We start from the raw sequence: 3,614 nt of genomic DNA, 5'->3' as shown, positions 1-3,614 counted from the left end.
TTAAGAAGGTTTTTTGAGTTATTTATAAATGCACAAATTAACGTTTTTGTCAAATTAATTTAGATGCGTTTACCCTGTTCGCCGTAGCCGATCCTGTTACTGCTAAATGGCTACAGACACTCAATCCCACCGCAGAAGCCTTACCTTACAATACCAACAATCAGCGGCGTAGAGAAACTTATCGAGAAATGGTCGATCGCATTTTGGCTGAAGTTCGTCAGGGGTTGAATGTTTGTGCGGTTTTTTACGGTCATCCCGGTGTCTTTGCTTACCCTACCCATGAAGCAATTAAACAGGCGCGTCACGAAGGGTTTCGGGCGCAAATGTTGCCGGGAATTTCAGCCGAAAATTGCTTGTTTGCTGACCTTGGTCTTGACCCTGGACGCAATGGATGTCAAAGTTTTGAAGCTACAGATTTTCTGATTCGGCGGCGGAAATTTGACCCGACCAGTGCTTTAATTTTGTGGCAAATTGCCATGACTGGGAATTTGGGTTTTTATCAAAAAGAAAGCCTATTACGCGGTCTAAAGGTGTTAACTGAAGTGTTAGAAATGCACTATAGTTCTGACCATGAAGTAATTGTTTACGAAGCAGCGGTTTATTATCCGGTTTGCGAGCCAGTTATCCAACCTATTCCTCTGTTCAAACTGGCAGAGATTCATCTTACTCCAGTTTCGACGCTTTATGTTCCGCCTCAAGCACCAGCACCTATAGACAGTGAAATGATGGCGCGGTTAGGTATGTCTTTTGTTAAAGAAACTTAAGGTACTTTGCCAAAATAATGTAGCAAAAGCTACATTATTTCTTGATTAGGTAGATAAAAAATTTAGTTTGATTAAATATGTGTGATAAAATAAAAAAATATGCTAATGTCGTTTCAAGTTGTTCTGAAACTAGAGACAAAAAAGCCCTGTAATGGAGAGGGATATGGCTTCTGCACGCTGTCGCGATAGCAAAACTGCCGAACTCAACCGAGCGATCGAAGAGAACCCAGAGGATGGGAAGACTCTAGCTCATCGAGGTGAAACTCATCGACTAACGGGACATTTTGAAATGGCGCTAGATGATTTTAATCGATCGATCGAGTTGGAGCCTAATTATGCTTGGGCGATCGCACATCGGGGCGAAACTTATCGGCTGATGAAACGCTACGAGCAAGCCATAGCTGATTTCAGTCCTTCTCTCGCACTTAACCCCAAACACGCCTGGACGCTTGCACACCGAGGATCGTGTTATTACCAATTAAAGCAATACAGGAATGCTCTTGTTGATATTAACCAAGCCATTGAATTGCAGCCTGATTACCCTTGGGCGCTTGTCTACCGGATTAATCTTTATATTAGAATGGAGCGTAATGAAGAAGCATTAGTAGATTTCGATCGAGCGATCGCCCTTGACGATACTATCATTGCCCATTGGCCTGGTGAGCGCGGATTGCTACTCAGTTATATGGGGCGATATGCTGAAGTAATTTCTTGTTGCGAACAAGGATTAAAGGATAACTCAAACGACTATATTACTCTGTATACCCTTGCTGTTGTCAAAGCACGCTTCAAGGGTATGGCGGCGGCGCAAGCAGAGATAGAAACAACGCGAAACGCTTTACAAGCGGTCAAAGAGCAATCAAAACGCGCTGGTGTTGTTTACAGATTAGGTGGTTTAGCTGCTCTTGAGGGTGACTGGGATCGGGCATTGAACTATCTCCAAGAAGCTATCTTGTTAGACGACAATGAGCCACTTGAATTAGCCCGCCGCGACATAGCTTGGCTTGAGTTGCGCGAACATCCGCGTTTTCAATCTTTAATTAATCAGGAGGGTTAACTTGAATAGTTATCGAGAAATCCTCGCAAACCTGAATGAAACTATCGCATACAATCCCAACGACATTAGAGCGATCGCCCAGCGGGGAGACATCTACCGCTTGCTTAAACAGTATGAGGAAGCGCTAGCTGACTTGAGCCGAGCGGTTGGACAAAATCCCATTTACGTTTGGGCTATTGCCCGCCGAGGGGAAGTCTACCGCATGATGAAACGCTATCCCGAAGCCCTAGTTGACTTCGATCGGGCAATTGAATTAAAATCTGACTATGCTTGGGCGATCGCTCACCGAGGCGTAACCTATCGCTTCCTGGGACATCGTTATTACGAAAAAGCTTTAGCGGATTTCAGCCGTTCTATTGAATTAAAGCCAGACTATGCTTGGGCAATTGCCTATCGCGCTCGCATCAATGATATGCTGAGACGGTATGAAGATGCGTTAATAGATTTTGACAGAGCGATCGCCCTCGATCGAACCCTGTTTAACGATCGGCTTAGCGAGCGCGGGATGTTACTCAGTTATTGTGGGCGATATGCTGAGGCGATCGATTGTTGCGAGGAAGCATTATTGGAGAACCCAGGCGATAGTTTCGCTCTGTACAATATTGCTGTATTCAAGACTCGCTGGCACGGATTAGTCGAGGCTCAACCAGATATCAATACAGCTCGAAACGCATTACTAGGTTTGCTAAATTCCGAAGCACGAGGTATAATTTTGTATCGACTAGGAGGTTTAGCTGCCCTTGAAAGCAAGACAGAGCAAGCGCTGAATTATCTTCAAGAAGCCATCTTACTTGAGGATGAAGCGATCGAGTTTGCAAGGCACGACATAGCGTGGTTGGAACTGCGAAACTCGCCGAAGTTTTTTATGTTAATTGCTGAACCAAGCTAAAAGCAGAATTAAACTCAAGTTTGTGAGTAATTTTTTGAATATTCACTTAATACCCAAGGAGACACACAATGGGAAGAAAAGAAGCTATATCCAAAGCCAGAGAAGGAGAAAATCTTCGTCTGATGGCCAGGTACAATCAGGATGAGTATATTGAGGAGAACATCAGTGAAATACTTAACAAAGCAGCACAGTATTTCAAAGAAGCAACTGAAGCGGATAGCACCTATGCGTGGGCGTGGGCTCACTGGGGTGCAACTCTTTCTTACTTAGGCGGTAGTTTTAAACGCCTAAATCCTAGTAAATCGAAGTTTTACAAAGATGCAGATACAAAGTTTGCCCAGGCAATTAAATGCAATCCTAATTATGCCTGGGCTTTGGCGCATCGGGGTGAAAACAAGATTTGGTGGGCTATAGAACAAAAAACCAGAGGAATAGATAGAGACGCAAACAGTTTTCTAATGGAGGCAGAACAGTATTTGAACACAGCTCTCGAGATCGACACAAACTATACTTGGGCTTAGGCCAGAAGGGGTTTCGTCTACCGCTTTCTTGGGCTACTCAACGGAGAGGACGGTGCAGGACACGGCACAAAAACACAGCCATACTACGATAAAGCAATAGCAGACTTCAGTAGTGCGATTCAGCTAAATGATAAATATGCCTGGGCGAGGGCTTTTCGGGCTGTGATTCACAGGCAGAAAGCTCGTGCCTTGCAAGACGCGGGACTGACAGAAAATGCACGACAAGAATGGGAGCTTACCTACCAAGATGTAGAGTTAAGCTTAAAAACTTATGTAAAAGTTTTTAAACGCCCTAAAGTGCTAGATCTCATTACTCACAAGTTAAGCTAAAAGCACTATTGTCAATGAGTAAAATTACTCATCTTTTACCTGTTGACCCAATT

The 3,614-nt window shown here is 44.0% G+C and carries 4 protein-coding genes; all 4 read left to right on the top strand.

The window, feature by feature from the left end; genetic code table 11:
* Positions 1-53: 53 nt before the first annotated feature.
* Entirely contained in the window at positions 54-764 is a 711-nt protein-coding gene (locus QUB61_RS38450; RefSeq protein WP_333136635.1) for an SAM-dependent methyltransferase, read from the top strand.
* Positions 765-927: 163 nt separating this feature from the next.
* Positions 928-1,821 (top strand): TPR end-of-group domain-containing protein, encoded by an 894-nt coding sequence (locus QUB61_RS38445; RefSeq protein ID WP_333136633.1) that lies wholly within the window; start codon positions 928-930, stop codon positions 1,819-1,821.
* A 1-nt stretch (position 1,822) separates the two neighbouring features.
* Complete coding sequence (locus QUB61_RS38440; RefSeq protein ID WP_333136631.1) at positions 1,823-2,710, top strand: tetratricopeptide repeat protein; 888 nt, start codon at positions 1,823-1,825, stop codon at positions 2,708-2,710.
* A gap of 68 nt (positions 2,711-2,778) precedes the next feature.
* Positions 2,779-3,231, top strand: coding sequence for a hypothetical protein (locus QUB61_RS38435; protein ID WP_333136629.1), 453 nt, complete (start codon positions 2,779-2,781; stop codon positions 3,229-3,231).
* Positions 3,232-3,614 lie beyond the last annotated feature (383 nt).

Origin of the sequence: Microcoleus sp. C2D2, assembly GCF_036702495.1 — a bacterium.
In the GTDB taxonomy this organism is placed as follows: domain Bacteria; phylum Cyanobacteriota; class Cyanobacteriia; order Cyanobacteriales; family Microcoleaceae; genus Microcoleus.
Note: the sequence above shows the minus strand (reverse complement) of the source record. Positions and strands in the feature narration are given on the sequence as shown.

What these genes read in the sequence shown, in the direction of transcription:
- QUB61_RS38445 (WP_333136633.1), top strand. Translation starts at nt 928, where the DNA reads ATGGCTTCTGCACGCTGTCGCGATAGCAAAACTGCCGAACTCAACCGA.
- QUB61_RS38435 (WP_333136629.1), top strand. Translation starts at nt 2,779, where the DNA reads ATGGGAAGAAAAGAAGCTATATCCAAAGCCAGAGAAGGAGAAAATCTT.